Source organism: Acinetobacter sp. VT 511, from assembly GCF_001077515.1.
Classification (GTDB): domain Bacteria; phylum Pseudomonadota; class Gammaproteobacteria; order Pseudomonadales; family Moraxellaceae; genus Acinetobacter; species Acinetobacter schindleri.
Genome location: NZ_LFRE01000062.1, coordinates 18,493 through 43,829 on the forward strand (window position 1 = coordinate 18,493; position 25,337 = coordinate 43,829).

The following is a 25,337-nucleotide window of genomic DNA, read 5'->3' on the forward strand; positions in this document are numbered from 1 at the left end:
CTAAGTCGGAGAGTTTATACAGCCGTGTTCAATATTATGCTAATTCCTTAGTCTTGATAAGGAAATTTTTCTACCGTTTATCGCCAAATTGTGAGCAAGAATTTGATTTCATTTGAATCTTATTCTTTTTCTGAGGATCCAAAATTTTAATTATCTGTATAGGAGACTTTTTTTGCGACATGGATGTCGCCCATTGAGCAGCATTATCAGGATGTAATGTCTGCTGATTAAAAAGCCTTTGGTTACTTTGGGCTTTTCCAAAGTAATATCTACCTGCAGAAAAGTTTTTGAAGCATTTTTCTCGCACACCCATTTTCATTATAAGTCGGCATATTGATTCTTTAGTAAATCATTACTTTTGTTTCGGCAAAAGTAACAAAACTATTTTGTAATGGCTGCAAGTATATCCCTATACCTCAGCCTTACGGCAACATCTATATTGTCTAACCGATCTGCTCATACGTAAGCATTAAAAAAGAAGGCTGTAACTCTCAATCCTTGCCTCCCCCTCCTTTTACAAAGAAGGAGGATTTTTATTGCATAAAAAAATCGCACTCAATTGCTTGAATACGATTTTTAAATCGTCCCAACCCTCCTTTTTTAAAGGAGGGCTATTCCCTCTTTCGTAAAGAGGGTTAGGGAGATTATTTACATCTCAACCATTTCCACGCCATCAATGCCTGCAACAGTCATCAAGTCTTTGTCACCACGACCTGAAACAGTGGCAATGATGATCTGGTCTTTAGACATCGTTGGAGCAAGTTTAGTCACATATGCCATCGCATGTGAGCTTTCTAGCGCAGGAATAATACCTTCGATCTTGGTGAGGTCACGGAAACCTTGTAATGCTTCTTCATCATTGATCGGTACGTATTTCACGCGATCCATATCTTTCAGGAAGCTGTGTTCCGGTCCAACACCCGGATAATCCAGACCCGCAGAAATCGAATGCGTTTCGATAATCTGACCTTGTTCGTCAGACATCAGATAAGTACGGTTACCGTGTAGCACACCGACATGACCAGCATTCAATGGTGCAGAATGCTTACCACTTTCGATACCATGACCTGCTGCTTCAACGCCATACATTTTCACATCTTGATCATTCAGGAATGGATAGAATAAGCCCATCGCATTTGAACCACCGCCGACGCAAGCAACCAGAGCATCCGGAAGACGACCCGCCTGTTCCAGAATCTGACGGCGTGCTTCACGACCAATAATCGACTGGAAATCACGAACCAGTTGTGGATATGGATGTGGGCCTGCTACCGTCCCGATTGCATAATATGTAGTATCAACATTTGTCACCCAATCGCGCATTGCTTCATTCATGGCATCTTTCAAAGTTTTAGAGCCACTTTCTACTGCAACAACTTTTGCACCCAACAAACGCATACGATACACGTTCATGGCCTGACGTTTTACATCATCTGCGCCCATATATACAACACATTCAAGACCCAAACGCGCTGCAATGGTTGCCGTTGCAACGCCATGCTGACCTGCACCAGTTTCCGCAATAATACGTTTTTTACCAGACAGTTTTGCCAGCAGCGCCTGACCAATCGTGTTATTTACTTTATGCGAACCTGTATGGTTTAAGTCTTCACGCTTCAAGTAAATTTGCGCACCACCCAACTCTTTCGACCATCGTTCAGCATGATAAAGCGGACTTGGACGACCTACGTAGTAAGCGAGGTCACGGTCGAATTCTGCCAAAAACTGTTCGTCATTTTTCATACGGAAATACAGCTTCTCCAGGTCTTCCAGAGCTGCCATAAGTGTTTCTGACACAAAACGCCCGCCATGAATACCGAAATGCCCTTTTGCATCAGGGAATTGGGTATAGTCAATCACATTATTTTGCTGATCCACGTAGGACTCCTTGCATAAAGCGTTCGATGAGTTGTTGGTCTTTAATACCTTTTGCGGACTCGACACCGCCGCTCACGTCCACCGCATACGCATGTGTGGTGAGAATTGCCTGTTCGATATTGTCAGGATTTAATCCCCCTGCCAAGATCAAAGGAATATTGAGTTTAGGGAAAGTGGTCCAGTCAAAACTATGCCCTGTTCCACCTTTTAAGTCTGGATGCCATGCGTCTAACAGCACTGCACTTGCGCCTACATCCTGATATTTTTGAATTTCAGCTACTACATCCAGACCGGGTTTGACCTGAATGGCTTTGTACCAACGGCGTCCAACCTGTCTGGCAATCGACTGACACTGCTCTGGTGTTTCATCCCCATGAAATTGCAGGATATCCAGCGGCACGGTTTTTAAAATAGTCTGAATTTCATCGGCACTGCTATTTACGAATAATCCCACTGCCTGTACATAGGCAGGAACTGTCTGAATCAGTATTTCAGCGTGCGCTAAAGTCACACTACGCGGACTCGGCGGATAAAATACAAATCCAATCGCATCACAGCCTGCATTGACTACAGCATGTACATCTTCAACTCGGGTAATTCCACAAATTTTGGCACGGGTTCGCATATTGATTTGGCTCGAAAATTTCCTCAATGTCATAGCCGATCTATAAAATTGAGCAAATCATTGTAAAGCAATTTTTATAGCTTGCGTAAAGTTCGATCTGATATTTATTTATTCAGATTGTTTAAATGACATGCTCGACTTATACTGCGCTCAACTTGCAACAAGTCAAAGCTTTCTGCTTTAGGGAAGCTGGTGTAAATCCAGCACTGCCCCCGCAACGGTAAAAAATGAAATGTCAATCAGTTTACACCACTGCATACAACGATATAGAGATGTGGGAAGGTGGATTGGCAGCATGGCAACGGCCCTGCACATTTAAGTCCGGATACCTGCTTGTTGTGTTCTTTAACTCAATCATTCACGGGGAGTGAATGTATGGAGCACATATCATGAATATTCAATTTCAGCCTGCTGCTTTAGCGGGTTCGATCGCACTTGCGTTGGGTTTCACATCTTCTGTTCATGCTGCTGAACAAAATATTGCTAGAGCATCTTTAAATACGATTGTAGTGACCGCTACACGTTCTGAGGAAAAAATTGAAAATGTGCCAGCGCGAATTTCGATTATTGAGCCACAAGTCCTTGAGCAATCTCCTATAGCCTCATTTCCTGAGCTTTTAAAATCAGAAGCTTCAGCAAATATTGTCCAATTAGGTGACTTGGGACAGCAATCCTCAATTTTTCTTCGGGGTACAAACTCGACTCAAACGCTAGTTCTACGGGATGGTGTCCGCTTAAATACCGCAACTACAGGTGCTGCAAGTATTCCTTTCCTTGATACGACCGATATCAAGCAAATTGAAATTCTCAAAGGCCCAGCATCTGTACTTTATGGAACAGATGCTATTGGTGGTGTGATACAACTCATTTCGAAAACGCCTGAAAAAACAAGTGCATTTGTTACTGGAGAAATCGGCGAAAATAAAACTTATAAATCATTGGTAGGCGCTGATCTGGCCGAAGACGGACTTTATGCCCAAATCCGTGGTCAACGCTTAGAAACAGATGGAACAGCAGTTAAAGAAATTAAAAATAACCCTAAAGCTGCTTTCGAACAAAAAGGCTATAGTGCCAAAATTGGTGTAGATAAAGATGCTTACGGTCTGTCTTTAGACTACAGCCAAAATGAAGGCAACAGCCAATATGATAATTTTGGTGCTTTGACCGATCAGGATTTCAAAAATGAAATTATTAACCTGAAAGGTCATATTCAAGTCCAGCCTTCTATTGAACTAAATGCACGATTATCTCAGTTCAAAGATGATCTGTATCAAAATGATCCTAATTACCTTGGCGAACTTGATTATGTATTAAGTAAAACTCAGGAAGCTGAACTATACGGTAAATGGCAAATCACCCCTCACCAAAATATTTTACTTGGTTCCACTTTCCAGAATATTAAAGGTGACGTTTTATCATATGGCAAAAAATATGATACCGACGTAGATTCTCAAGGTTATTACATTCAACACCAATACAATCATTCTGGCTTAAACACACAGGTTGGCCTTCGTATTGAAGATCATGAACAATATGGTACTCATACAATAGGACAGGCTGCTGTTCGCTATCAGATTCTGCCACTAACTAGTATTTATACAAATATCGGTACAGCTTTCCGTTCACCCACATTGAATGAGCTATATAGTTCATCTGGCAATCCGGATTTAAAACCGGAAGAAAGTATTTCTTATGAAATCGGTTTAGATCAAAAACTTACTTATGGGTTTAGTAGTGGTATTTCCCTATATCGAAATCAAGTAGATCATTTAATTGATGCGACTGGTGCAACGGGTTATAAATTTAAAAACTTGGACAAGGCGACATTTGAGGGTACTGAAGTTTACCTGAAATGGGCTGGCGAACATCTTTATGCGAATGCAACATACAATTATGTACGGGCCCAAGATGATTCCACAAATGAAGATTTGAGCCGTCGCCCTCGTCAAAAAGCAGCATTTACGACTGGTTGGCAGGAACCAACTTTTGGTTTTTCTACTACCCTGACTGCTAACTCATCTTCTGATAATAGCGCATACGATAATGTCCGTATTCCAGGTCATTTCAATATTGATATGCATGGTTATTACAACGTTAATGAAGCTGTGAAGTTATTTGCTAATATTCAAAATGTGGGTGATAGCAAATATCGTACAGCTTATGGTAGCGGCAGTTACTACATCAACGGCGGCCGCCTTGCCTCTGCCGGTGTAACTTTCAAATACTAATTTCATCCAGCTTGAACAAATACTTTTGAGAATCATGTCATGCCTATGGCATGATTCTTTTTATTTACAGCATTTAATTATTTAAGGATCTATTATGGGCCACCGTTTAAGTAAGATCTATACCCGTACCGGCGATTCAGGTACCACAGGTCTGGGTGATGGTTCACGTGTTGCCAAGGATGATTTACGTATCACCGCTTTGGGTGATGTCGATGAACTCAACGCAACCATTGGTGTATTACGCTCCCAGATCAGTATAAGTCCAATTGAAGATAAAGCGACTTGGGACAAATCACTTAGCCTGATCCAGCACTGGTTGTTTGATTTGGGTGGTGAGGTCTGTATTCCCGGTTTTAACTTGGTTCAACCGGTATCTATTGATTTTTTAGAAAATGATATTGACCGTATGAATGAAGCCTTACCAATGCTGAAAGACTTTATTTTGCCGGCTGGTTCATTGTCTTGTAGCTATGCCCATCAGGCGCGCGCTGTTTGCCGTAGAGCTGAGCGCAGTGTCATGTCTGTACACAGCCGTGACCAGAATATTCAGGCAACCTCACTTCAACTACTTAACCGCCTATCAGACTGGTTATTTGTAGCTTCACGTACTTTACAACGTGCTGAAGGCGGTTCTGAAGTACTATGGCAGAAAAATATCAATGAAACTATTGATTAATAAAACCGCTAAAACTTATTAAACTCCACAGAAAAATCTGCGTCGACGATCTTTGCAATAAAGTTCCAATGGCGCAGAATATCGTCATTGTTCCGTCATAATTATTCGACATCATGTATTTATCTTTATTTTTTCAGGTTATCGCAACATGCGTATAATCGGCCATCGTGGTGCGCGTGGGGAAGCACCAGAAAACACCCTCGGTGGATTTCAATATATTCAGGAAATCGGGATTCGCGCGGTTGAGTTTGACGTACGTCAACTTAAAGACAATGCCTTGATTATTATGCATGATGATGATTTTGTACGTACCACAGGCCAGCAAAAGCATCTTTATGAATGCAGCCGTGAAGAACTGTCCCCATATAATCATGCCGTACAATGGTCTGAATGGAATCAGGTTGAACCAACTCCCCTTTTAAACCAGACTTTAAATGTCATTCAGAACTTTGATCATATCGAAGTCGAAATCAAAGAAGTGGCTTCCGAAGCTGCCGCGGAACAAATCACCCTGGAATTACAGCAACAACTCCAGGGCTTTGAACATTCAGCTATTATTACCAGTTTTGATGCCAAAATTCATGCTGCACTGCAACAACAAAAATCACAGTTTAAGCGTGGTTTATTGATTGAAACTGATGTAAAACATAAAGCCATTGATCAGGCACTTGAACTGGGTTGTTGTCAGATTGGTTGGATGAATGAATTGGCCAACAAAGAAATGATTAAGGCAACTCAAACTGCCCAACTGAATATCAGTGTATGGACAGTCAACGATATTGAGCGTGCCAAAGAATTACGTGATTTAGGTGTGCAAGGTTTAATCACTGATTATCCTAAACTTATGCTGCAACAACTCTAAAGATAATAAATTTTTTGTTTTCTCCACCTCTTAGATTTAAGAGGTTTTCTTTTAATTGTCAGATAGTGAAAAGCTGAGTAAACGTATTGCTATACATCTGTATCTAATCTTATTAACAGTGTACTCATTATGGAGAGCTTCCATGAAAGTACTGACTTGATGGTCATGACTGATAATACATTCTTAGAACTATTTGTTTTGAACTTATTTTTATATGGCTAATACTGATACACGCATGAACTAAATAGAAATTTTCTGCTTCATAACAGGTCAAATTCTTAATTTTGATGGTTAAAAACTGCACCTTGTCACAGCTTAAAATGTCACATTTCGTTTTAATTATTCTGTTACTCATAAGTACAATACACCTGTGCAATAAAGCTAGTGCCACCCTATTGCCCATGTTAATATGCATAAGTTCAATTCCCTATAAAGCTTAGAGGATTTGGCCTTTTAGATATACCTTCCTAGGTTCAGAAACATCTTCTTCCTAGGTTCCAGGAGTGCTGTTGGAGATGAATGCTCCCCTACCTCAAGCCCCAATTAACTGGGTCGCTGTATTTGCTTTGGTTGCATTGCCAATCGTAGCTGTCATTGCGATCCCGTTGTATGCGTATCACCATGATTTCAGTCTTGCTGCCTGGATCAGTATGTTTGTTTTACTTGGCGTTAGTAGCCTTGGTATTACAGCGGGTTACCATCGTCTTTGGGCACATCGTGCTTATGAAGCGACTTTACCACTAAAAATCATTCTGATGATCATGGGTACATTTGCTGTACAAAACAGTATTTTGTACTGGGGCTCAGGTCACCGTACCCATCACCGCCATGTCGATGATGTCGAAAAAGATCCATACTCGATCAACAATGGTTTCTGGTATGCGCACCTGGGCTGGATGCTTCGTGATTATCCGGCAGCAGAACCGAACTACAAAAATGCACCTGACCTGCAGAATGACAAAGTCGTGATGTTCCAGCACAAGTACTATGTACCGCTGGTGATTGCTGTGCATGCTGCGATTCTGCTTCCTATTGGCTGGGCAGTAGGCGATGTGTGGGGTGTATTGTTACTCGGTGGTCTGGTTCGTCTGATCCTGAGCCATCACGTGACTTTCTTCATTAACTCATTGTGTCACATGTGGGGTTCACGTCCATATACCGATGAAAATACAGCACGTGATAACTTCTGGTTAGCAATTGCCACCTGGGGTGAGGGTTATCATAACTATCATCACATTTTCCAGTACGATTACCGTAATGGGGTGAAATGGTGGCAGTATGATCCAACAAAATGGTTAATCTGGACCTGCTCTAAACTGGGGCTGGCAAAAAACCTACGCCGTATTCCAAGCTTTAACATCAAGAAAGCTGAGCTGGCAATGAAGTTTAAATATGCCGAGCAAGATCTTGCCGTGTATGGTCATGATGTTAATGAAGACATTGCCAATGTCAAAAGCAAGATTGCTCTTGAATATGATGCTTTCACACAGACCTTGAATGACTGGGCTAAGCTGAAAGAAAAAGAAATTCAAGTGAAAAAGGCAGCAGTTGCTGAAAGAATCCATCAGATGGATGACAAGTTGAAGATGGAATTCCAGCTGGTGGAACAACGCCTGTCTCATCACCGTGAAACTCTGAATTTACTGGTTCGTAACCTGAAAAAAACGCCAGTATCTGAATAATTTAGATACTGTACAAATGCTCCGAATTCGGGGCATTTTTTATTTATAGCTGGTCAAAAATGATCAACAGTTTTCGTTATCATTCTTTGTTATAGTGAACTAAACATACGTTAAATCTGATTGCTATGCACTTTAATGCCCGTTATAACACGCTCCCTTCCCGCCTCTATCATCATCAACAACCGGTTCCATTAAAAGGACCTAAAGCAGGTCATTTCAATGAGGCTTTGGCTGATCAGCTGCAGTGGTCAGAACAGGACAAAGCTGAATGGATAGAAATTTGTAGTGGTCAGAAAACTTTCGCTGAATTTGAACCCCTCGCAATGGTATATGCCGGGCATCAGTTCGGCCAATGGGCGGGACAGCTCGGTGATGGACGCGGTCTGTTGATTGCGCAAATTCTGGATAAAAATAATCAGACTATTGATCTACATTTAAAAGGTGCCGGATCTACACCATATTCCCGCATGGGCGATGGTCGTGCTGTATTACGTTCAGTCATTCGTGAATATCTTGCAGGCCATGCCCTAAACTGTTTAGGTATTGCTTCCAGTAATGCTGTTGGTTTTACCTCCTCTGCTCAAGGGATTCAGCGTGAAAAACTTGAACCTGGCGCGATGATGTTACGGACCTCCGACTGTCATATTCGTTTTGGTCATTTTGAATGGATCAATCAGTATCAACCTGATCTTTTAAGTGAATTTGCCCAGAAATGTATGGAGTGGCATTATCCAGAATGTCTTGAAGCAGAGCAGCCGATTCTGGCGTTTGCAACAAAAGTTATTCAACGTACGGCTGTGATGATTGCGAAGTGGCAACTGGTCGGCTTTGCTCATGGCGTCATGAATACCGACAACCTGAATATCACTGGTTCTACACTGGACTTTGGTCCTTATGGATTTATGGAGCGTTTCCGCCCGAACTGGATCAATAACCATTCGGATTATCAAGGGCGTTATACCTATCAACAGCAACCAAGTATTGCTCACTGGAATTTATGGCAATGGCTGAATAATCTTGTACCACTCTGCCCTACTGACTATGACAGGGAACAATGGAAGCAGGATTTAGCAGCTTGTTTAGAGCATTACGAGCCGACTTTCCTTGAGCACTATAAACTCGGTCTAAATCAGAAAATGGGCTTGCCAGGTTTTCATAAAGACAGTTTTGATTGTGCCATGGCGTTCCTGCGTATCTTGCAATCTGAGCAATTTGACTACACGCAAAGCTTTATCCGTTTGCATAATAAAGAGTATGACGTCATTAAGGATGATTGCTTAGACCGTCGTGCTTTTGAAAGTTTCTTGAGCCAGTATGAAACTATTCGCGAGTTTCAAGATACCACTGAGCTGGATACGCAAATGACTAAAGCTAATCCATATTATATTTTGCGTAATCATATGGCCCAGAAAGCTATCGAGCTTGCTGAAGCAGATGACTTCTCAGAAGTAGATCGCCTGTTCAAGTTACTTGGCCAGCCATTTACCAAGCAATCAGAACTCGAACAGCCTGAAGATTTAGGCCCTTTACCAAGTGATGTCCCAGAAGTCATGGTGAGTTGTTCATCTTAATTTATTCACAACTTTCCACTAAGCTGTGGATAATATTTAAATTATCCACAACTTTTCTTTAAATTATTCAAAGCTTATGACCTTGTACCCAATAGCATCTGAAAATCACACTCTCTCCATGAGGTCAGTTGTACCCAATCGTTCAGTGAGAGCAGTGATGTATACAGTTAAGCTGAAAATTGAATATGGAGAAATACTACGAGATATTTACCCTTGTATCCGCACCGGTTAGCATATGAATAAAAAACATTAAATTATAGGATTGGAAGAGCCAAATCTCGATGCATCTCCAATCAAAGAGTTGATAAAAAACTCTTATCAACAGGTGGCTTTTAATTTATCTCGAATGAAGCAGAAAGATATTGAACTATTGAAGCAGATCAAATTATTTGCCTTCTAAAAAAATTATTTATTATCTCCTATATTATTGTTATTTTTTATTTTCTTAATTCTTTTTAAATTTATAAATGAGCTTATTCCTCAATTATTTTAATAAAATAATTAACAGACTTAACCTAGTAAATTTAAATATATAGTTAGACATCTCAGAATATATACATAACTCCTATTTTTCTACTCTCTTTATTTTTATGCGTAAAATAATAAGATTGAATTGTCGTTCTCTGTAATTAAAAAATACAGATCGAATACTAACTCTTCATTTTCTAATAATAAAAATAAAAACTGGTATTACTATTTTTAAATTCAGTCACATAATATCCATTCTGTATTTAGCTTTTAGCTCCTACCTTAGTACAGGCAAATTAACCTTTGCTGAAAAAAATAATTTAAAGGAAGGAAAAAAATGGCAACTCAAGATAATGATAACGATACAGGTACTTCAAATCGCGGATTTGCAAGTATGGACTCCGAAAGACAACGAGAAATAGCAAGTCAAGGCGGTCGAGCTGCCCATGCCAGTGGAAATGCTCACGAATTTAGCTCTGAAGAAGCCAGAGAAGCAGGACGTGCGGCTCATCGAAGCGGTAATGCACATGAATTTACCTCAGAAGAAGCCCGTGAAGCTGGTAGCCGTAGTCATTCAGGACGCCGCAGCAGCTATGATGACGATGATGATGACGATCGGGATCGTTCCAGCGGTCGTGGTCGTGGTCGTAACCGTGATGACGATGATGAGGACGATCGCGGTCGTTCCAGCGGTCGTGGTCGCAGCCGTGATGACGACGATGATGATGACGATCGTGGCCGCTCAATTGGTCGAGGCCGTGGTCGTAACCGTGATGACGATGATGAGGACGATCGCGGTCGTTCCAGCGGTCGTGGTCGCAGCCGTGATGACGACGATGATAATGACGATCGTGGCCGCTCAAATGGTCGAGGCCGTGGTCGTAACCGTGATGACGATGATGATGACGATCGCGGTCGTTCCAGCAGTCGAGGTCGTGGACGCAGCCGTGATGACGACGATGATGATGATGACGATCGTGGCCGCTCAAATGGTCGAGGCCGTGGTCGTAACCGTGATGACGACGATGATGATGACGATCGTGGTCGTTCCAGCGGTCGTGGCCGTGGTCGCAGCCGTGATGACGATGATGATGACGATCGTGGCCGCTCAAATGGTCGAGGCCGTGGTCGCAACCGTGATGACGACGATGATGATGATGACGATCGTGGTCGCTCAAATGGTCGAGGCCGTGGTCGTAACCGTGATGACGATGATGATGACGATCGTGGCCGCTCAAATGGTCGAGGTCGTGGTCGCAGCCGTGATGACGATCGTGGCCGCTCAAGTGGTCGTGGCCGTGGTCGTAACCGTGATGACGATGATGATGACGATCGTGGTCGTTCCAGCGGTCGAGGTCGCGGTCGCAACCGTGATGACGACGATGATGATGATCGTGGCCGTTCAAGTAATCGTGGACGTGGTCGCAGCCGTGATGACGATGATGATGACGATCGTGGTCGCTCAGGTGGTCGTGGACGCAGTCGCAGCCGTGATGACGACGATGATGATCGCGGTCATTCTGGCGGTCGAGGCCGTGGTCGCAGCCGTGATGACGATGATGATGACGATCGCGGTCGTTCGGGAGGTCGAGGCGGAAGAAATACCCCGCCACGCGATGACCGAGGTCGTTTCACTTCCAGGTAAGTTATTTAGGAGCAACCGGAAAGATATAGATGAAAGGTTTATATTTTTCTAAAAAACATTTTGAATTTCTTATAAATTTAAAGCGAGCAGATTAGTCTGCTCGCTTTTTTATATGATTTATTTACATGCTATTTTATTGAATACGCTCTGGCGGATTTTCTATCCATCGGGAACTCGATGCCGATTGCATTAAAGCTTTCGCTGCTTTTGCGACAAACATCGAAACCTCGTCATCTACTTCCTCATTGTCGCTATAAAGCGGGAAAGTACCAGGCTGGTTTTGAATAACAATGTCATCAATAATCCAGCCACGATATGCATTATAGTACTGATCGACAGTATCGAATTTAAACCGGATTTTAACATTGGATTGCCCCGCATATTCATCTAAAGAAATAGCTTCTTGCTGGGCAAATTGAGGTGCAAGGTTAAAGCCAAAGTTTGAGAATGGAATTGACCAGCGGTTATAATCTGTTTGCGGATCAGACAGCGGATTTAATCGCGCCAGTTTTTTAAATTCCCCTCCATTGACTGAAACTTCCACATCCATGGCATCATACCCTCTGCTACTTGGATTTACTGATTCAATTTCCCACCAGGTTTTAAAACTTAAGCTGATTGGTTTTTGTGTAGTGCTCAGGTCAATTACTGGTGAAGTCAGTGTTCCATAATACGCCTGTGCTGACGTTCCACCATTCAGTCTTGTTTCTACTGGCTGCCCTTCCTCGGTTAAAAGACTGGCTTCTTTATTTAAGAAACTACCTGCAACACCATTGCCATACCAATATGCATAATTGCCTTGAGCAGGATCTGGCAGTTTGCCATTACTGCTATCATCTGGTGCCAAGGTCACTAAACGATTCATATCTTTATTAATAATCTTGTGATTTTTTTGCAGTAAAGACCATTTTGTTTCTTCAACTGTAGAGGCATTTTCCCATTCATCTCGGGTAGCAGAGTCTTCTTCAAAAGTTTCCTGCCAAATACTGGTCGTAGCTTCAGTATTTTGTATCAAGGTAAATTGACTACCCCCTGAAATAGAGGACGTCACTGCAACCTGCTTTGTTAGACTTATATACCCGGGTGCGCTGATCATAAGCGTTGCATTTTTTAAGGTATCGCCAAGCTCATCAGATACATTAAAAGCTAGACTGAAATATCCTTTCGCATCAGTTAATGCTGTAACGAATGCGCCATTGGTAGCGGCACCACCTGATAATGAAACCTGTGCATTTGCCAAAGGCTGACCTTGCGCCAAAACTTGCCCTGATAGTGTCCCAATAATTGCTTCATTTACCGGATGAATCGTTTCACATTCAGCATTATTACAAGTCAAAGGCACATTGATCGACAATTCCTTATTGGTATTTGTCGGATGAATAATGAATGGCACGATTGCAGTTTCAGAATGCTTTCTGACCAAAATATAGTAAATACCTGGTGCTAAATGAACTGAACCAGAAACACCCAAATGGTCTGTTGTATATTCTCGTGCCGAGGAAAAATCATTAATCACCGGAAGACGGTCATACTGGACAAAGAGACTGTGATCAACCGTATTATTATCAGAAATACTGGTGACGTTATTACTCCATTGTGCAGCTGATAAAATTCGAATGTCAGCATCTGCAAGCGCCAGATGACTTGCATCGGTAATGATTAATCGTTCTACTCCATTTGCTGGCGTTACGGTTTCTTCCGGGGTCGTTTGAGATGGTGGTGTAGAGCTACCAGAACTGCCTGAATCTGAACCACAGCCAGTCATTATCATTCCCGTAGAGGCAAGCAGCATTGTTGCTATAATATTGAGTTTCATGAGTAAAATCCTTATTAAAATAATAAATTAATTCTTATAATTCGCCTTTTAATAGGTATTTATTTTTATTATTAAGAAGCCTAAAAAATATATAACAAATCCATAGAAAATAAAAATATAAATTATTTCAAACCCAATTATTCAAAAAGTATTTATTAATATAAAATTCTATTTTTTTTGATTCAATCAACCCCTCAATTAAATTATCTTTTAATACTTATTTTTTATGAAAATAATTCTAATTATTTACTACATTTATTCTTAATAAAAACTTTATCACCTTGTTTTAAATAGAATATAGACAAATCAATTTATTCCAATTTCAATTAATCAAGCAAATATAAATCACATTATTATTTTCTACTAAAGCATGAAAAAAGGCACATAAAAATGGGCTCTAATGAACCCATTTTTAAAAGGATAAAAAATTTAAGTTTTCTTGGCTTGTAATATTTTGAAAAAAATAAATAATATTACAATCCACACTGGCAGCATCAGCACTGACAACATGAAACCTTGATCCCACATGATATAGAGCACTGTCAGCATAAAGACTAAAACCAGATAGTTACTCAGGGGTGAAAACAATGCAGGGAATTTAGTTTGTACAGTTTGGAGGCGAATGGCTTGCTTAAATTTAAGATGAATCAGTGTAATCATGATCCAGTTCAGTACTGCTGCTGCCACCACAATGTAAATTAGATAGCTTAGTGCTTTTTCAGGTACAAAATAGTTTAATAAAACACAGCCAAAAATCAGTAATGCTGAGAATAGCACCGCTGGCACTGGAATTCCTCGTGCATTCACCTTCTTAAAGGCTTTTGGAGCATTACCCTGCTCTGCCAGACCTAATAGCATTCTGCTATTGGCATACATCCCGCTATTACACACCGATAGCGAGGCTGTCAAAATAATAAAATTTAATAAGTGGGCGGCCCAATCAATACCCATCAGATTAAAAATCATCACAAACGGGCTATGCTCTAAATCACCTAAATTCAGCTGATTCCACGGCACAAGTGATAATAGAATTGCAAGTGAACAGATATAAAATAGAAATACACGAATTACAGTTTGATTTACAGCTTTTGGAATATTCTGATCCGGATTTTCGGTTTCCGCAGCAGCCATACTGATCAGCTCAATCCCGCCAAATGCAAACATCATAAAGGCCAGCATATAAAATAGGCCTTCAAAACCATTCGGGAAGAAACCGCCATGTGCCCATAAGTTCGTTATTGAAGCAGTAGAATCAACATCAGCAGTGACCAGCAAATAAATCCCAAATAAAATCATCGCGACAATCGCAAGGACTTTTATCATTGATAACCAGAATTCAGATTCGCCATAAATCTTTACATTGGTCAAATTCATGCCAGTGACCAGAATAAAGAAAAATAAAACCGAAACCCATGCCGGAATTTCTGGCCACCAGTAATTGATATATTTACCAACCGCAGTCAGCTCAGTCATCGCTACCAGAATATACAGAATCCAGTAATTCCAGCCCGTTAAAAATCCTGGAAAATTCCCCCAATATTTAAAGGCGAAATAGCTAAATGAACCGGTTACAGGTTCATGTACAATCATTTCACCGAGTTGGCGCATAATCAGGAAAGCAATCAAACCGCCCATCAGATAACCCAAAATAATGGATGGACCAGCAGACTGAATAATATGAGCTGAGCCTAGAAATAGACCGGTACCAATCGCACCGCCCATGGCAATCAGCTGGATATGACGATTCTTCAAACGGCGTTGAAGCTGCGGTGTTTCACTCTCCAAAACATATTCCCATGATGAATAAAAAATGGGATTGTATCGAGTCTATTGCCAATCAGCTAATCTATAAATTTAAGTGATTAGTTCTTAAACTTTTATTTTTTATTTAAGAAGGTTTCTTTCATTAAATTTTTACGTGCTCGAGTATCGATCTGCTATTCCTCACCAATTCAGATATTCATTTAAGTTGCTTTTATCGCGCTATTTTTATAGTAAAACGTACCACAGTATTCTTTAGTGAATAAAAAAGCGAATAGAGAAAATCTATTCGCTTTCGTGATTTCCTTGAACCAGAGTTAGTCCTCAGGATATTCAAAACGGTAACCTACACCATAAACTGCCTGAATCCACTCATGACGGTTACCCGTTTCAGCAGCCTCGGAAATCTTGCGGCGCAGGTTCTTGATATGACTGTCAATCACACGGTCTGCCACATCGAAGCTGTCCGGGTTAATATGATCCAGCAATTGCGCACGTGAATACACCTGACCCACATGTTCCAAAAACAGTTCTAATAAACGGAATTCTGTTGGGGTCAGGTTCAGCGCTTTTTGTTGATACCAGATGCGCTGTTGTGATTTGTCCATACGGAACAAATCATTGCTTTCCGGTTCGGCTTTGCGATCCAGACGGCGTAGAACTGCCTGCACGCGCGCGACCAGTTCCTTCGGACTAAATGGTTTACAGATGTAGTCATCTGCACCCATATTCAGGCCGAGTACACGGTCAATTTCTTCAGTACGTGCCGTCACCATAATAATCGGTAGATCGGACTGCTCACGCACCTTACGGCAGATGGTCAGGCCATCCATACGTGGCACCATCAGGTCCAGAATCATCAGGCTCGGCTTACGTTGAGTGAAACTGTTATAAGCTTCCTGTCCATCATGAAACATGCTGACTTCAAAACCAGCAGCTTCTAGATAGTCTCGCACCAATTGTGCAAGTTCGACTTCGTCTTCAACCAGCATAATGTGTTTCATGAATAAACTTCCTTATGATTTTATTTGTTTAGGAAAAGTCAGCTTGCAACGTAATCCACCGAGTGGCGAATGATCGAAGCTTAAACTTCCACCTAATGCTTGCGTAATTTTACACGATAATGCCAAACCCAGTCCGGTACCACCAGTGGCACGGGTACGCGAGTCATCTACACGATAGAAACGTTCACCTATTCGGGCCAGCTGTTCATCGGTCAGACCAAACGGACTGTCATCGACATATAAGGTCCATTCTTTGTCATTCTGTTCAGTATGAATATGTACCTGTCCACCCGCTTCAGTATAGCGAATACTGTTGCTCAGCAAATTAGCCACGATCTGTTTAAAGCGGTCCAGATCCAGCTCTACATCTGCGCCTTCACCTTCCGCAGTCACAGTTAATTGCGCCTGTTCAAACTTTGGATGGAAGTTCATTAATTCCTGCTGTACCACATCCCATGGATTAATCGTACTGACATACATCTGCAATTGCTGGGCATCAGCCTGTGCCAGGGCTGCCAAATCTAGAGTCAGTTTTTTCAGACTGCTCACCTGTGCCAGCATCGAAGCAAAATGTTCTGGGGTTGGCTTACGGATTCCATCCTGCATCGCTTCAATCTGTGCCTGCAACACGGCTAGTGGTGTTTTCAGCTCATGTGAGGTATCCGCTACCCATTGGCGACGTGAAGTCTCATGTTGATTGAGAATGACAGCTAATTGATTTAACTCATTGGATAAATCACCCAGCTCATCATTGCGGTTGACTTTAACCTGATGCTGATAATTACCTTTGGTTAACTCACGTGTACCTTGCAACAAGCGTTGAATCGGCTTTTTGAAATAAGTCGCTAACAGGAGTGCAGCGATCAGACTGGTCAGGATACTGAGGCCATATACCAGGAACAGGTAACGTTTCTGATTACTAAAGAAATTGATACTTAATGCATCTTCCTGATCCAGTACCGGTTTTAGCCCCAGGTAACCGACAATTTTATCGTCTACCATAATCGGGCGATAAGAAATCTGCTCATCCGAAGGTTCACCCACGACAAAACGGCGTTTGGCATCATAAAGAGATAAACGTGAGCTCAGACCCAAACGGTCAGGCATCTGGATAAACTGTTTTTTACCCGCTTGCGGCTGCGTTGTTAACTGCGAGCCATTTTTACGATCGGTTCTAAACAGGTTCTGATTAGAACTCAGCGGGAACTTCAAACCTTCAAAAGGCTGAAACTGCGAAGGTAAATTTGCTGCCAATACACGCAGTTCTTCCTCATTTACAGTACGTTGTTCAGCATCTGTGCCCATCAGGCTTGGTGCTACATTGGCTAGGGTGTGATCCTGAAAATAACGTTGCTGTAAGGCAATATCATACTGACGACGTAACCACCAGCGTGACAAACGGTCATAATCGTCCGGCGCTGCCTCACCTTCGATCTGTAGGATCTGAGCCTGAATTGCATTGCCCCAGTCATTATAAACGCCATAGACTTCGGCCAGGTTTTCAATGACATGATCAAGTTTCTGCATTTCCACATCGGCAACATAGCGGGTGAAATTACGCTGCATGTTGAGATGAAGCACACCGAGACTCACCGTGGTAATCACCAAGGTGGTAAACAGCACTGTTAAAAACAGCCGGAGTGCAATCGGAATGCGGCGAATATTCAAAAGCAGAGTCTCAGTTTTTCCTCTAGATTCATTATTGTAGCGAACACAAGCTGAAAAAACTCTTCATTGTTTCTTCATCTTTATTGTTTATTCTTTGCAACATAATACAGATCAAGCTCGTGGCTTGGAGACAAATACAATGAAAGCAATGACAAAAATCATCGTCCTGGGTACAAGTGTGTTATCAATGGGGGCATTGACCGCGTGTCAATCGACTAAGCATGCACCAAGTGAAGATCATCCGCAAATGATGAAACATCAACAAGATCATAAAGGTCGTCATCTGACTCCAGAGCAGCGCGAACAGTTCAAGCAAATGCGTGCACAACGTATGCAGCTGCATAAGCAAATGCAACAGGCCTGTGATAACAAAGCTGTTGGCAGTGCAGTTCAGGTGAAAGCCGGTGATAAAACTGTAGACGGTATTTGTCAGATCTCTTTCAAAGCAGACCGTAAAGATATGAAAGCTGCGCGTGGCGAGTTCCGTGGCATGAAAGGTGAACATCGCCCAATGCGTGGTGACTTCCGTGGAGCATTAAACCGTGGTGAAACATTAACTGATGCGCAACGTGCAGAGATGGTAAAACAGTTCGACCAGCGTCTGGCTCAACGTCAGGCACAGCAAAAAGCTGTTGTTCAGGCCTGTCAGGGTAAAAAAGATGGCGCAGCTGTACAGCTCAAAATAGGTGAAAAAACCATTAATGGTCAGTGTCACGTCCGTTTCCAGCCAAATGCTTCAGTTAAAGCACCAGCCGTTAAGACTTCTTAACTGAACGTTTCAAATTTATTGTTAAAAAAGGCACTTCCGGGTGTCTTTTTTTATGCGTGTTGATTGTTAGAACTAAGTCTATCTAAGTGTGCAGGTTTTTGACCATTCGTGTCAGATATTTTTTTATAAAAACGTTTACACTCAATATACTTAAGATTTCAAGGGTAATTATCTTTGACTTTACAGTCACCAAGAAATAGCCTTGAAATGCTTGTGCCAACAAGGAAGATGTTGCACGATTAGACCATGTCAATACGTGTCAATGAAGGCACGTTTCAATTTAATTCAGGATTATAACGCTGGTATAAACCAGTATTGAGGAAACCGATATGCCACAATACAAAGCGCCCTTACGTGATATGCAATTTGTTTTGCATGAGCTTTTAAATGTTGAACAACATTATGCCAGCCTGCCTGCATTCCAAGACAACGTAAGCCGTGAGCTCGTGGACCAGTACCTGGAAGCTGCCGCTGATTTCTGTGAAAATGAATTATCTCCTTTAAACCAGGTGGGTGACCGCGAAGGCTGTACCTGGAACGACGGTGTTGTAACGACTCCAACAGGCTTCAAAGAAGCGTATCAAAAATACATCGAACTTGGCTTCCCTTCTCTTTCTGCGGAAGAGCAATATGGCGGTCAAGGCTTACCGAACTCTTTAGGTATTACCATTTCTGAAATGGTCGGTACTGCGAACTGGGCATGGGGCATGTACCCTGGCCTGTCTCATGGTGCTGTACGTACTTTAGAACACCATGGTTCTCAAGAACAAAAAGATGCTTACCTGCCTAACCTGGTATCAGGTGTCTGGACAGGTACAATGTGTCTGACAGAATCTCATGCAGGTTCTGACCTGGGTATTATCCGTACTAAAGCTGAGCCACAAGCGGACGGCAGCTATGCAATCTCTGGCGAGAAGATCTTTATCTCTGCTGGTGAACATGACATGGCTGAAAACATCATCCATATCGTACTGGCTCGTCTACCGGGTGCACCTAAAGGTACTAAAGGTATTTCACTGTTCATCGTACCGAAGTTCAACCTGAATGCTGACGGTTCTATCGGTGAGCGTAATGGCGTACGTTGTGGTTCGATCGAACACAAAATGGGGATCCATGGTAATGCAACGTGTGTCATCAACTTTGATAACGCAAAAGGCTTCCTGATTGGACCTGAAAACCGTGGTCTGAACTGCATGTTCACTTTCATGAACACTGCACGTATCGGTACTGCTGTACAAGGTTTGTCTGCATCTGAGTCTTCTTTCCAAGGCGCGTTAGCTTATGCGAAAGACCGTTTGGCAATGCGTTCTTTAACTGGTCCTAAAGCACCTGAAAAAGAAGCAGACCCGATTATCGTTCACCCAGCAGTACGTAATATGCTGTTAACTCAAAAAGCATTTGCTGAAGGTGGTCGTGCACTGGTTTACCTGTTAGCGCAATATGCAGATGTGGTTGAACATGGTGTAGAAGAAGCAGACCGCAAATTTGCTGACAACATCCTGTCTCTATTGACGCCAATTGCGAAAGCATTCCTGACTGAAACTGGTTCAGAAGCTGCTAAACATGGCGTACAGGTATTTGGTGGTCACGGCTTTATCTCTGAGCACGGCATGGAGCAAATCGTACGTGATACACGTATTGCCTGCCTGTACGAAGGTACGACTGAAATCCAGGCGCTTGACCTGTTAGGCCGTAAAGTTTTGGGTACTCAAGGTGCAATGTTGAAAGACTTCACCAAGATCATCCACAAGTTTGCTGAAGCGAACAAAGACAACGCTGGTCTGAAAGAGTTCGTTGAACCATTGGCTGCACTGAACAAGGAATGGGGCGACCTGACCATGCAGATCGGTATGCGTGCAATGCAAAACCCTGAAGAAGTGGGTGCTGCTGCAGTAGACTACCTGTACTTCTCTGGTTATGTAACGCTTGCTTACCTGTGGGCACGTATGGCACTGGTTGCTCAAGAGCAATTGGCTGCAGGTACCACAGACGTAGACTTCTATAACGCGAAGCTGACGACTGCACGTTTCTACTTCAAGAAAATCCTGCCACGTGTTCGTTCACACGTTGACCTGATTGCGACTGGTGTAGAGCCGTTAATGAGCCTGGATGCGGAACATTTCGCATTCTAAGCTGATGCAATTTTAAATGCAGAAACAAGGAAAAGGACGGTTACTTTTAAAGCGTCCTTTTTCTTTATAAAGCGTTACAGAATTAACCTTTAGTCGTCTAATAATAAGATTTTTAATGCATTAGACTGACTCAAAATCAATCGATTCAAACAAGAAACAGGTGACCCACTATGCCAATTTATAACGCGCCACTTGCCGATATGAAATTCATCCTGAACGATGTATTCAATGCTGAACAATTCTGGCAAGCCAATGAAAATTTAGCCCATTTAGACGCTGCAACAGCAGAAGCAATTCTTGAAGAAATGGCTAAATTTGCGCAGAACGTCACCCTTCCATTGAACCGTACCGGTGATGAAGAAGGCGCGAAATATGAAAATGGCGCTGTGACCACACCTGCAGGCTTTAAAGAAGCATTCAAACAATATGCTGAAGGCGGCTGGATTGGCCTTGGTGCTGATGCTGAATGGGGCGGTCAGGAAATGCCAAAAATGCTGACCGTTCTGTCAGATGAAATGCTTTTCGCTACTAACCCCTCTTTCATGCTGTATCCATTGCTGTCTGTCGGTGCGGGTATGGCATTGAACAGCTATGGTTCTCAAGCGCAAAAAGAAACTTACCTACCAAAAATCTATTCTGGCGAATGGTCAGGTACCATGTGTCTAACCGAACCACATGCGGGTACTGACCTGGGTATTATCAAAACCAAAGCTGAACGCAATGGTGATGGTACTTATAGTATTACCGGTACCAAAATTTTCATTACTGGTGGTGACCACGACCTGGCTGAGAACATTATTCACCTGGTATTGGCAAAAACACCGGATGCACCTGCGGGCTCTCGTGGTATTTCCCTGTTCATCGTGCCTAAATTCTTGGTGAATGAAGATGGTTCAATGGGCGAACGTAATCCGGTAGGTCCAGGTTCGATTGAACACAAAATGGGGATCAAAGCATCTGCCACTTGTGTAATGAACTTCGACGGTGCCAAAGGTTACCTGGTAGGTAAAGAAAACGAAGGCCTGGCAGCCATGTTCGTAATGATGAACTATGAACGTTTATCTATGGGTATCCAGGGCTTAGGCGCTTCTGAATTCGCTTACCAAAATGCGGCACAATATGCGACAGATCGTCTGCAAGGCCGTAGTGCTTCTGGCGTTCAGTCTCCAAACAAACCAGCAGACAGCATTTTAGTACATGGCGATGTACGTCGTATGCTTTTAAATGTACGTGCAAACAATGAAGCCTCTCGTGCATTCGCTGTGTACGTTGGTCAACAGCTTGACATCACCAAGTTCTCGACGGATGCAGAAGCAATCAAGAAAGCCAATGATCGTGTTGCCCTGTTAACACCGATCGCGAAAGCGTATCTGACTGATACAGCCTTCAATGCAACACTTGATGCACAAATGGTCTTCGGTGGTCATGGTTATATTCGTGAATGGGGTATGGAACAGTGTATCCGTGATTTACGTATTTCACAGATTTACGAAGGGACTAACGGTGTTCAATCACAAGACTTGATTGGCCGTAAGACCATTAAATGTAATGGTGAATTTATTGCTGAATACATTCAGGAAATCCGTGATTTTACCAATGCACTGGATGCTGACCTGAACTTCATTAAAGATGCGACCCTTGATGCGGCTGCAGAAGTTGAAGCAGTAACCCAGCATATTATTGAAGCTGCGAAAGAAAATCCAGAATATGCGAATGGTGCTGCAGTAGATTACCTGCATGCAGTAGGTCTGTTGAGCTTCTCTTATATGTTCGCACGCATTGCCCATGCTGCGAAAGATAAACAAGGTGAGTTCTATCAGAACAAACTGGGTCTTGCTCGTTATTTCGTACAACGCATTCTGCCTGAACTGGCACTGCGTATTACTAAAGTCAAAGCAGGTTCAGAAGCATTAACACAGTTCTCTGAAGAATACTTCACAACTCAGTCTTAAAATATTTAAGCCATAAAAAACGCCTGCAATTGCAGGCGTTTTTTTATTATGCTTTTAAACTTTTTCGATCAGAATCGTATCTGGCTGATTGGCCACCTTAGGATTCAGATGCTTGTTCACAATTCGGATTTCCCCTTCAGACTGCAAAGATTCACACAACTCTAATACTTTCTGCATGTCATCACTTTTAATCCCTGTACCCAGAATTAATTTTTTGCCTGTTTCTAATTGATTAATCTTATTTTGGATTTTTTCTAACATCTTTTTTCTCCCTCATTATTCGATGTATAACTTCTACAATATAGCAATTTGGTATGAAAAAAGTACACTTTTTCATCTTTTTACATTTTTATTTTCCATATTTTCATTTTCTTTGCATGAAATTTGCAGAAAATTTCCTAAGATTTATAAATTATTTATTTTTAATCAGGAGGACATAGTGATGAAACCTAATTCCAAAGCCAAGAAAATAGAAGCCCTCCTCGACCGCGGCGGTAATCTTGCCGTAGAAAGTTTTCATTATCTCGCCCTGTTCATTATTGGCTGTATGGTGATCTGGTCTGCCGGTCATACCGTCATCGACATTTTGACAGTCAAAAAATTTGCCAGTATTGATGATATTCTGCTGTTATTTATTTATCTGGAATTAGGCGCGATGGTGGGTATTTATTTTAAAACCAATCATATGCCAGTTCGATTCCTGATCTACATTGCGATTACTGCGCTGACACGTCTCTTGATTTCTGATATTCAACACACACATAAAGCCAGTATGGATCAAGTGATTATTACGGGTTCTATCCTCATTTTGGCTTTCGCCATTTTAATTGTGCGTTATGCATCCTGGAACTATCCATCAATTATCCGAGACAAACATACTGAAAAACCAGTTCCTCAAGGCAAGACCCCTCGCCCTGAAGATGATGAGTTGGCATAAAATGTTTTATTCATAACTGTATTGAAGAATCCTCTCTGCCTTTGGGAGAGAGTTAGAGAGAGGGACTTAATGTATACATGTCAATCTCTTTTAGAATTTGAGAAACATATTATTCCAGATCACCTCTCCCTAGCCCTCTCCTCACCGGTGAGGAAATTATTTTGTTTTTTTGAGGTATTGACGCATAACCTCAGTATCTCTTCATTCAGGGCGGTTTAACGATTATTCACCAACACATAACGTCCATTTTCATAGATCCAGTGCATTCCAGTAGGCGGATCAGGCAGACCCAAACGGCGCCAGTCATTGATCAGTACATAACGTGAGCTTTCAATATGTGCCACGTTCGGATCGCCATTTACCCAGCTATAGCTGGTCGAGTTTTGATAAACAGTGGTCGGTGCCTGATAACGAATACTCACCCCATTTTGAATCGGTGGGTGGCTCCACTGATTCGGATAATGATGGGCAGGCGGTCGCGGACGCTGCGGATAATGCTGCTGTGGTGGTCGTGGGTGCTGCGGGCGTTTATAAGTCTCTTTGCTGGTATAGCCGACCCAGTTATTTCCTGCTACAGCTGGGACAGAAGCTCCAAATAATAGTGCAGCTAGACAGGCGCTGGACAAGATGATTTTCATAGGAACTTCCTTTGATAGGTTTGCCTATATTTTATACAGAATTTACGGAGGAAATATGAATTTATGCAGTTATACCACAAGGTTTTACAGCCGATAGTGAAAAGACATTTGTGCTGCGGCTCAGGTGCTGCGTGCATGCTTTGTGCTAAACTTTGATTTTCCGAATTTTGAGTCCAACATCGTGTCCGATTTAAGTTTTGATCGTTTATATGAATATTTCTGTAAAGTCCCAAGTGTTCAAAAAAACCTGATTGATAGCTATGGATCTGATGGCAAGCAGGCATGGTGGTTCAAGTTTCGTATTGATGTAGACCATCCGCTGGCTTGGCAAACTGTACAGGAACTCGGTCATGTTCTGAATTATATTTCCAAGAATGAACGCCTGCCGACGCAGTTTTTACCGGTATCCCCTCCTCCGTATATGAATGGTGAAGCGAAGGATTTCCTGTGCTGGGTGATTCAATGCAATCATGCAGATTTCCCGCCGGATGTGGTATGTGACTGGTTAGAAGCACGCCTGCCGAATCCGGTGGATGATGAATCTCAATGGAAAATCAAAACTGATATTGCTGAGCTCGACCAGATGTCCGATAAAGATTTGGATAAACTGGTTCCACCAAATCCTGCACCCTAAAGCTTTTTAAATAAAAAAATCCCTCTAAATTTAGAGGGATTTTTTTATAGCAAAGAATTCATTCAACACTTTAGTTACTGAAATTAAAGGAATTAAAATAGTTAAATTAAATATCAGGCAATAAAAAACCCCAAGACTGAATATGCTTAGGGCTCTTTAGAATTTTGGTCCCGAGGGTCGGACTCGAACCGACACGTCATCGCTGACAGTGGATTTTGAGTCCACCGCGTCTACCAATTTCACCACCTCGGGAGTGGATGAAAGGTATATTACTCGGTTTCAATCAGATGTCAACGCAGATTCTCTGCATTTGTTTAATTTTAAAACAAAACTCATTTTTTTGATCTATAAAGCTGCAATTTCCTCCTTAAAAAGGAAAAAAGTTTATACT

Annotated in this window: 20 protein-coding genes, 1 tRNA gene and 1 riboswitch; of the genes, 11 read left to right on the forward strand and 10 right to left on the reverse strand. The window is 42.1% G+C overall.

Features of this window, described 5'->3' with window-relative positions; translation table 11 throughout:
* Positions 1-70: 70 nt before the first annotated feature.
* The 3 genes from ACS72_RS09490 to ACS72_RS09500 all read right to left on the reverse strand — a co-directional run bounded on the left by ACS72_RS09490 (position 71) and on the right by ACS72_RS09500 (position 2,503).
* A complete protein-coding gene (locus ACS72_RS09490; protein WP_008304229.1) occupies positions 71-319 on the reverse strand; it encodes a hypothetical protein in 249 nt (82 codons plus the stop codon).
* A gap of 329 nt (positions 320-648) precedes the next feature.
* On the reverse strand, positions 649-1,878 hold the full coding sequence (gene trpB, locus ACS72_RS09495) for a tryptophan synthase subunit beta (protein WP_004816119.1): 1,230 nt from the start codon (positions 1,876-1,878) through the stop codon (positions 649-651).
* On the reverse strand, positions 1,862-2,503 hold the full coding sequence (locus tag ACS72_RS09500; protein WP_048881969.1) for a phosphoribosylanthranilate isomerase: 642 nt from the start codon (positions 2,501-2,503) through the stop codon (positions 1,862-1,864). The genes trpB and ACS72_RS09500 overlap by 17 nt, the downstream gene beginning before the upstream one ends.
* Before the next feature lie 145 nt (positions 2,504-2,648).
* Positions 2,649-2,855, forward strand: a riboswitch (cobalamin riboswitch).
* A 37-nt stretch (positions 2,856-2,892) separates the two neighbouring features.
* Here ACS72_RS09500 and ACS72_RS09505 point away from each other — a divergent pair.
* From ACS72_RS09505 to ACS72_RS18890, 6 genes are all read left to right on the forward strand, one after another.
* Positions 2,893-4,731, forward strand: coding sequence for a TonB-dependent siderophore receptor (locus ACS72_RS09505; protein WP_004816113.1), 1,839 nt, complete (start codon positions 2,893-2,895; stop codon positions 4,729-4,731).
* 94 nt (positions 4,732-4,825) lie between these two features.
* Positions 4,826-5,407, forward strand: coding sequence for a cob(I)yrinic acid a,c-diamide adenosyltransferase (locus tag ACS72_RS09510; protein ID WP_004891496.1), 582 nt, complete (start codon positions 4,826-4,828; stop codon positions 5,405-5,407).
* 148 nt (positions 5,408-5,555) lie between these two features.
* Positions 5,556-6,269 (forward strand): glycerophosphodiester phosphodiesterase, encoded by a 714-nt coding sequence (locus ACS72_RS09515; protein WP_048881970.1) that lies wholly within the window; start codon positions 5,556-5,558, stop codon positions 6,267-6,269.
* A 515-nt stretch (positions 6,270-6,784) separates the two neighbouring features.
* On the forward strand, positions 6,785-7,951 hold the full coding sequence (locus tag ACS72_RS09520) for an acyl-CoA desaturase (RefSeq protein ID WP_004816108.1): 1,167 nt from the start codon (positions 6,785-6,787) through the stop codon (positions 7,949-7,951).
* Between the two features lie 125 nt (positions 7,952-8,076).
* Positions 8,077-9,522, forward strand: coding sequence for a YdiU family protein (locus ACS72_RS09525; RefSeq protein WP_048881971.1), 1,446 nt, complete (start codon positions 8,077-8,079; stop codon positions 9,520-9,522).
* 805 nt (positions 9,523-10,327) lie between these two features.
* The gene (locus ACS72_RS18890; protein ID WP_048881972.1) at positions 10,328-11,635 is read left to right on the forward strand and encodes a KGG domain-containing protein; all 1,308 of its coding nucleotides are present in this window, start codon (positions 10,328-10,330) and stop codon (positions 11,633-11,635) included.
* Between the two features lie 133 nt (positions 11,636-11,768).
* On the opposite strand, the gene ACS72_RS09535 is transcribed toward ACS72_RS18890, so the two are convergent.
* The 4 genes from ACS72_RS09535 to baeS form a co-directional block, all read right to left on the reverse strand.
* Entirely contained in the window at positions 11,769-13,451 is a 1,683-nt protein-coding gene (locus ACS72_RS09535; protein ID WP_004816099.1) for a carboxypeptidase regulatory-like domain-containing protein, read from the reverse strand.
* Positions 13,452-13,880: 429 nt separating this feature from the next.
* Positions 13,881-15,236, reverse strand: coding sequence for an amino acid permease (locus ACS72_RS09540; protein WP_004816097.1), 1,356 nt, complete (start codon positions 15,234-15,236; stop codon positions 13,881-13,883).
* 293 nt (positions 15,237-15,529) lie between these two features.
* Positions 15,530-16,216, reverse strand: coding sequence for a response regulator (locus ACS72_RS09545; protein ID WP_004891477.1), 687 nt, complete (start codon positions 16,214-16,216; stop codon positions 15,530-15,532).
* A gap of 12 nt (positions 16,217-16,228) precedes the next feature.
* Positions 16,229-17,884, reverse strand: coding sequence for a sensor histidine kinase efflux regulator BaeS (gene baeS / locus ACS72_RS09550; RefSeq protein ID WP_004816093.1), 1,656 nt, complete (start codon positions 17,882-17,884; stop codon positions 16,229-16,231).
* A gap of 139 nt (positions 17,885-18,023) precedes the next feature.
* Between baeS and ACS72_RS09555 the strand changes: the two genes are divergently transcribed.
* The 3 genes from ACS72_RS09555 to ACS72_RS09565 all read left to right on the forward strand — a co-directional run bounded on the left by ACS72_RS09555 (position 18,024) and on the right by ACS72_RS09565 (position 22,737).
* Entirely contained in the window at positions 18,024-18,653 is a 630-nt protein-coding gene (locus tag ACS72_RS09555; protein WP_048881973.1) for a hypothetical protein, read from the forward strand.
* A 329-nt stretch (positions 18,654-18,982) separates the two neighbouring features.
* Positions 18,983-20,785, forward strand: a complete 1,803-nt coding sequence (locus ACS72_RS09560) for an acyl-CoA dehydrogenase C-terminal domain-containing protein (RefSeq protein ID WP_004816089.1) — start codon at positions 18,983-18,985, stop codon at positions 20,783-20,785.
* Between the two features lie 170 nt (positions 20,786-20,955).
* Entirely contained in the window at positions 20,956-22,737 is a 1,782-nt protein-coding gene (locus tag ACS72_RS09565; protein WP_008305513.1) for an acyl-CoA dehydrogenase C-terminal domain-containing protein, read from the forward strand.
* A 54-nt stretch (positions 22,738-22,791) separates the two neighbouring features.
* Here the strand turns inward: ACS72_RS09565 and ACS72_RS09570 are convergent, their stop codons facing one another.
* A complete protein-coding gene (locus ACS72_RS09570; protein ID WP_004891465.1) occupies positions 22,792-22,998 on the reverse strand; it encodes a hypothetical protein in 207 nt (68 codons plus the stop codon).
* A 181-nt stretch (positions 22,999-23,179) separates the two neighbouring features.
* Here ACS72_RS09570 and ACS72_RS09575 point away from each other — a divergent pair, with 181 nt between their 5' ends.
* Positions 23,180-23,674: a phosphate-starvation-inducible protein PsiE gene (locus ACS72_RS09575; RefSeq protein ID WP_004891463.1), complete on the forward strand. Its 495-nt coding sequence runs from the start codon at positions 23,180-23,182 to the stop codon at positions 23,672-23,674.
* A 215-nt stretch (positions 23,675-23,889) separates the two neighbouring features.
* On the opposite strand, the gene ACS72_RS09580 is transcribed toward ACS72_RS09575, so the two are convergent.
* Positions 23,890-24,312: an RcnB family protein gene (locus tag ACS72_RS09580; RefSeq protein WP_008306040.1), complete on the reverse strand. Its 423-nt coding sequence runs from the start codon at positions 24,310-24,312 to the stop codon at positions 23,890-23,892.
* 181 nt (positions 24,313-24,493) lie between these two features.
* Between ACS72_RS09580 and ACS72_RS09585 the strand changes: the two genes are divergently transcribed.
* Positions 24,494-24,946 carry a hypothetical protein gene (locus ACS72_RS09585; RefSeq protein ID WP_008306039.1) on the forward strand — a complete coding sequence of 151 codons (453 nt, stop codon included), beginning with the start codon at positions 24,494-24,496 and terminating at the stop codon, positions 24,944-24,946.
* Between the two features lie 165 nt (positions 24,947-25,111).
* Here the strand turns inward: ACS72_RS09585 and ACS72_RS09590 are convergent.
* A tRNA-Leu gene (locus ACS72_RS09590) sits at positions 25,112-25,198 on the reverse strand.
* Between the last annotated feature and the right edge of the window lie 139 nt (positions 25,199-25,337).

Coding starts and splice junctions, on each gene's coding strand:
- ACS72_RS09490 (WP_008304229.1), bottom strand. CDS start 319: ATGAAAATGGGTGTGCGAGAAAAATGCTTCAAAAACTTTTCTGCAGGT.
- ACS72_RS09500 (WP_048881969.1), bottom strand. CDS start 2,503: ATGCGAACCCGTGCCAAAATTTGTGGAATTACCCGAGTTGAAGATGTA.
- ACS72_RS09505 (WP_004816113.1), top strand. CDS start 2,893: ATGAATATTCAATTTCAGCCTGCTGCTTTAGCGGGTTCGATCGCACTT.
- ACS72_RS09510 (WP_004891496.1), top strand. CDS start 4,826: ATGGGCCACCGTTTAAGTAAGATCTATACCCGTACCGGCGATTCAGGT.
- ACS72_RS09515 (WP_048881970.1), top strand. CDS start 5,556: ATGCGTATAATCGGCCATCGTGGTGCGCGTGGGGAAGCACCAGAAAAC.
- ACS72_RS09520 (WP_004816108.1), top strand. CDS start 6,785: ATGAATGCTCCCCTACCTCAAGCCCCAATTAACTGGGTCGCTGTATTT.
- ACS72_RS09525 (WP_048881971.1), top strand. CDS start 8,077: ATGCACTTTAATGCCCGTTATAACACGCTCCCTTCCCGCCTCTATCAT.
- ACS72_RS18890 (WP_048881972.1), top strand. CDS start 10,328: ATGGCAACTCAAGATAATGATAACGATACAGGTACTTCAAATCGCGGA.
- ACS72_RS09535 (WP_004816099.1), bottom strand. CDS start 13,451: ATGAAACTCAATATTATAGCAACAATGCTGCTTGCCTCTACGGGAATG.
- ACS72_RS09545 (WP_004891477.1), bottom strand. CDS start 16,216: ATGAAACACATTATGCTGGTTGAAGACGAAGTCGAACTTGCACAATTG.
- ACS72_RS09555 (WP_048881973.1), top strand. CDS start 18,024: ATGAAAGCAATGACAAAAATCATCGTCCTGGGTACAAGTGTGTTATCA.
- ACS72_RS09560 (WP_004816089.1), top strand. CDS start 18,983: ATGCCACAATACAAAGCGCCCTTACGTGATATGCAATTTGTTTTGCAT.
- ACS72_RS09565 (WP_008305513.1), top strand. CDS start 20,956: ATGCCAATTTATAACGCGCCACTTGCCGATATGAAATTCATCCTGAAC.
- ACS72_RS09570 (WP_004891465.1), bottom strand. CDS start 22,998: ATGTTAGAAAAAATCCAAAATAAGATTAATCAATTAGAAACAGGCAAA.
- ACS72_RS09575 (WP_004891463.1), top strand. CDS start 23,180: ATGAAACCTAATTCCAAAGCCAAGAAAATAGAAGCCCTCCTCGACCGC.
- ACS72_RS09580 (WP_008306040.1), bottom strand. CDS start 24,312: ATGAAAATCATCTTGTCCAGCGCCTGTCTAGCTGCACTATTATTTGGA.